Origin of the sequence: uncultured Veillonella sp. (assembly GCF_915069625.1) — a bacterium.
In the GTDB taxonomy this organism is placed as follows: domain Bacteria; phylum Bacillota; class Negativicutes; order Veillonellales; family Veillonellaceae; genus Veillonella.
In genome coordinates, this window is record NZ_CAJZFD010000163.1 from 1 (window position 1) to 4,648 (window position 4,648).

A 4,648-nucleotide genomic window follows, 5' to 3' on the forward strand; every position below is an offset into this window, starting at 1 on the left:
CCCTTGGTAATGATGGAGCTGAACGAATTTTAACAGAGTTAGCTCGTCAATGGGTGCATGATGGTCATCATATTACGGTCATCCAAACTAGTCCCAATCGTTATGGTAATGAATATGCCTTAGAAAATGGGATAGAGCAAATTGAAATTCATACCACAAGTTCTAATAAAGTGATTCGCTTTATGCAGGAAATAAAAGAGCTAATTAAGATTTTAAAGACTAGACCGAATGCTACATGTTTATCATTCTTGTCTGCATCTAGCTTTATATTGGCTATTAGTTCCTGGTTTGTAAAGAATCGCATTGTCTTTTCAGAACGAAATAATCCGCGTAAGGTACCTATCGGTTGGCATCAACAAGCGCTGCGTAATTTTGCTTTTCGCTTTGCTGATGCGTTAGTATTCCAAACGGAAGATGCACGTTCATATTTTCCTGAATCTGTACAAAAGCGTGGTGTTATCATTCCGAATCCTATTAATGGTAAATTGCCACCACCAATTGAGGGAGAACGGGAAAAGACGATCGTTACAGCATGTCGCTTGCATCCGCAAAAGAATTTGCCTATGATGATCAATGCATTTAGTATGCTAGCAGATGAGTTTCCAGAGTATAAACTCGTTATTTATGGGCAAGGCGTTTTAGAGGATGAACTACGAGCTCAAATAAAATCTCTTAATTTAGAGGATAGAATTTTATTGCCTGGCTTTGCTAGTAATATTTTAGAGAAGGTCGCACCTTGTTCTATGTATGTTTCATCATCTGATTTTGAAGGTATTTCAAACTCTATGCTTGAAGCGCTAGGCATGGGCTTGCCTACAGTTGTTACAGACTGTCCAGTAGGTGGGGCTCGTATGGTCATAACAAGTGGAGAGAATGGTATCTTGGTGCCTGTAGGAGATACACAGGCTATGTATGAAGCCATGCGTAGCGTTCTAAAAGATCCTGCACTAGCAGCTAAACTTTCACAAGAAGCCATTAAGGTGCGTGACAAATTCCCACTATGCAAAATTGCTAAACGTTGGTTAGATGTTTTATGAGTTGTAAGGAGGAGAACCATTGAAGTTAAATATTACGGCTATTGCTGACCGCATGATATGGTTCATAACTCTAATTTTTTTAGTGTTGTCGTTGACCATTTCCTTTGCCCTTGGTGATGCGAATTATGGTGCCTATGTATTATTTGTATGCCTATTTGGACTTATTATTTGTTATCTCATTCGAGAGCGGGGAGTTATTAAATTTAGGCTTACTTGGATGCATGGTTATATGCTGCTCTTCATTGGAGCCTGTTATCTGAGTACTATTAATGCTATAGAGCCATCTGTAGCACTCAGTCGAAGCTTTGATATCGTCAAAATATTCTTTATGCTTATCATTCTATACATGTGTTATCAAGATAAAAAATCGGTGGACATATTATTAAAGATTGGTATGTGGACTGGTTATATAGTTTGTTTTTATACTGTATATTTCTATGGTTTAGATTATTTTATTACCGTTTTGTCCTCATCTGCTCGAATTGCCAATGATGCATTAAATGCGAATACAGTAGGTTTATTAGGGGCCAATGCGATCGTTATGACATTGTATTATATGTTGTACGATCGACCTCGTTGGTGGAATATTATAGCCTTACCCACATTGGGAATTTTAGCGGCTACCGGCAGTCGTAAAGCGTTAGTGTTCGTTGTTGTTGGTACAGTCTTACTATTTGTGTTTAAAAGTTTACGCAGTGCCAATGTAGTGAATTCTATTGCGAAAATTATAGGATCCTTATTAGCTCTTACGTTAATTGGTATTGCAGTCTTACAATTGCCTATGTTTTCAGAGGTACTAGACCGTATGTCGAGTATGGTGGATGCCTTTTCTGGTACTGGTGGCGATTCATCAACCATTATCCGTATGGCCTTGGTTGATATTGGGTGGGATTTATTTTATCAATCCCCTATAACTGGGGTTGGCGTAAATAACCCTTCAGTATTTACCTATTTCGTATACGGTAAAGAGAATTATTATTTACATAATAACTATATTGAATTATTAGCGGGTACAGGCGTAATCGGCTTATTGGCGTATTACTCAATGTATGTGTATATAGCTTATAACTTAATTCGTTACCGAGACTTTCATAGTAATGAATACGTAATGGTCCTTATTTTATTCCTTTCTCAAATTGTTATGGATATGGGGATGGTTTCTTATGAAAGTAAGAGTACATATTTTTATATGATGATGTTTTATTTAGAGGTGCAATTGCTTCGGAAAGGACGTAAAAATGAAGCTCAGCAAATTGTGTAAAGTTGGCATGTCCTTTTTAACAAAACCTTACTATCGCACGCGAGTATTGATTAAATTGGGTTATTATGACTCTTTATCGGATGAAGAGTTTTTAAAGAAGGTATTTCCTAAATACATGGGATATCCTTTAGACTTAGAGAATCCAAAAACTTTCAGCGAAAAGTTACAATGGCTAAAGGTTAATTATAGAGAGCCTATACAAACAGTAATGGTAGATAAGCATGAGGCTAAAAATTTTATTGCTCACCGTGTAGGTGATCAATATATAATTCCTACACTGGCTGTTTGGGATTCCGTAGAGGATATTGACTTTGATGCGTTGCCTAATCAGTTTGTGTTGAAGTGTACACATGATAGTGGGGGCATCGTTATTTGTAAAGATAAGTCATCCCTTGATCGAGAGGCAGCTAAAGCAAAGTTAAGAGCATCTCTAAAACGTGATTATTCTAAAATTGCTAGAGAATGGGCTTATCAGAATGTACCGCGTCGTATTATAGCAGAAGAATATATTTCTGAATTGGGCAATGATGATTTATTAGACTATAAGATGTATTCCTTCCATGGAGAACCAAAGCTAACTGTAGTGTGTTCAGATCGCTTTTCAAAGACTGGAACGCGTATGAACTTCTATGATATTGATTGGGAGCCTATGGGGATTCATTTTGGTCATTATCCTCCATTACCTACGGAATTTCCGAAGCCAGCTACGTATGAGGAGATGAAACGTCTCACAGCTGAGCTAAGTAAGGATTGTCCGTTCTTACGTGTTGATTTTTACGAAATAAAAGGGCGCCTATTTATTGGAGAGTTAACGTTTTTCCCTGGTGCTGGATTTGAGAAGTTTCGTCCTATGTCAAAAGATTATGAATTAGGGGAGTGGTTACATCTTGAAACTGTACATCGGGGCTGATTTTGTCCCTACGGATATAAATAGAGAATTATTTGAATCTGGTAATGGAGAGGCTTTGGTTGGTAAGGAGTTACTGAGACTTCTAAAAAAATCTGATTTAAATGTATTTAATTTAGAGGTGCCCTTAACAGATGCAGCTACTCCGATTAATAAATTTGGTGATAATTTAAAATCTCCTACAAAAACAATCTATGGTTATAAGGCTTTAGAACCTATATTTTTAACACTGGCTAATAATCACTCCTTAGACCATGGTGTGGAAGGCTTAACTACTACATTGGAGTTATTAAAAAAGCATGATATTAAAAATGCCGGTGCTGGTGCTAATGTAAAGGAAGCTAAAAAGCCGTTTATCTTTGAAAAGGACGGTATACGCATAGGGTTTTATATGTGTGCAGAACATGAGTTTACCGTTGCCTCTTGTCATACAATGGGGGCCAATCCCTTTGATGTATTAGAAAGCTTTGATGATGTTGAAGCACTAAAGAAGACCTGTGATTATGTCATCGTTTTATATCATGGTGGGAAGGAATTTTATCGCTACCCATCACCAATGCTACAGAGATATTGCCGTAAATTTGTTGATAAAGGGGCAGACCTTGTAATTTGTCAACATAGTCATTGTATAGGCTCTCGTGAAGACTATGGCAATGGGACTATTATTTATGGTCAAGGTAACTTTATCTTTAACTCCGAATTCTATATACAGCATAAGGAGTTTGTTAAAGACTCTTTATTAATCAATGTAGAGGCAACAAAGGATAGTTTTATTATCTCTGAAGTGCCAATTCGTAGTACGGAAATGGGAACGCGTTTAGCTACTGAGTCAGAAGCAGATGAAACTTTGACAGCCTATAAACAACGAAGTGAACACATTAGAGATGCTCATTTTGTAGTACAAGCCTATAAAGATTTTGCCGATACACATGTAAAGCGTTATTTACGTGAATTTATTGGTAGATCATTTATTATACGTGCAATCAATGCATTATTTGGTCGAAAATTAATGCAACTCCTATTAGGAAAAACAAGTTATTTGGCAATCCAAAACTACTTAGATTGTGAAGCTCACCATGAATTATTCTTGCGGGGCATTAAGAATATCAATAGAAAATAATGGATACTAAAATAGTAGCTGCTGCTAAATGGTCTGTCATAACAGAAGTTTTAGCAAAGCTTATTACACCACTAACAAATATAATATTGGCCCATATGCTAGCGCCTACGGCGTTTGGTATATTGGCAACGATTATGATGGTTATATCCTTTGCAGAGATGCTTGCTGATGCAGGATTCCAAAAGTTTCTTGTACAGCATGAGTTTGAAAGTGATAAAGAAAAACAGGAGGCTACAGATGTAGCTTTTATTGCCAACTTAGTGCTTTCTTTACTCTTATGGGGGGCTATTATAATCGGTCGTGATGAGTTGGCTATATTGGTC

The 4,648-nt window shown here is 37.0% G+C and carries 5 protein-coding genes; all 5 read left to right on the plus strand.

From position 1 onward, the window contains the following. The coding region (locus tag QZ548_RS08075; RefSeq protein WP_295869571.1) for a glycosyltransferase at nt 1-1,037 on the plus strand (1,037 nt) is incomplete at its 5' end. Nucleotides 1,038-1,056: 19 nt separating this feature from the next. Then, entirely contained in the window at nt 1,057-2,298 is a 1,242-nt protein-coding gene (locus QZ548_RS08080) for an O-antigen ligase (protein WP_295869572.1), read from the plus strand. Beyond that, nucleotides 2,276-3,208 (plus strand): ATP-grasp fold amidoligase family protein, encoded by a 933-nt coding sequence (locus QZ548_RS08085; RefSeq protein ID WP_295869575.1) that lies wholly within the window; start codon nt 2,276-2,278, stop codon nt 3,206-3,208. Before QZ548_RS08080 ends, QZ548_RS08085 begins: the two co-directional genes overlap by 23 nt. Then, entirely contained in the window at nt 3,186-4,325 is a 1,140-nt protein-coding gene (locus QZ548_RS08090) for a CapA family protein (RefSeq protein WP_295869578.1), read from the plus strand. Before QZ548_RS08085 ends, QZ548_RS08090 begins: the two co-directional genes overlap by 23 nt. Continuing rightward, nucleotides 4,325-4,648: oligosaccharide flippase family protein (locus QZ548_RS08095; RefSeq protein ID WP_295869580.1), on the plus strand; the 324-nt coding region annotated here is incomplete at its 3' end. The genes QZ548_RS08090 and QZ548_RS08095, both read left to right, overlap by 1 nt.

Bases quoted from the DNA above. Each gene is read 5' to 3' on its own strand.
- QZ548_RS08085 (WP_295869575.1), top strand. From the start codon at position 2,276: ATGAAGCTCAGCAAATTGTGTAAAGTTGGCATGTCCTTTTTAACAAAA.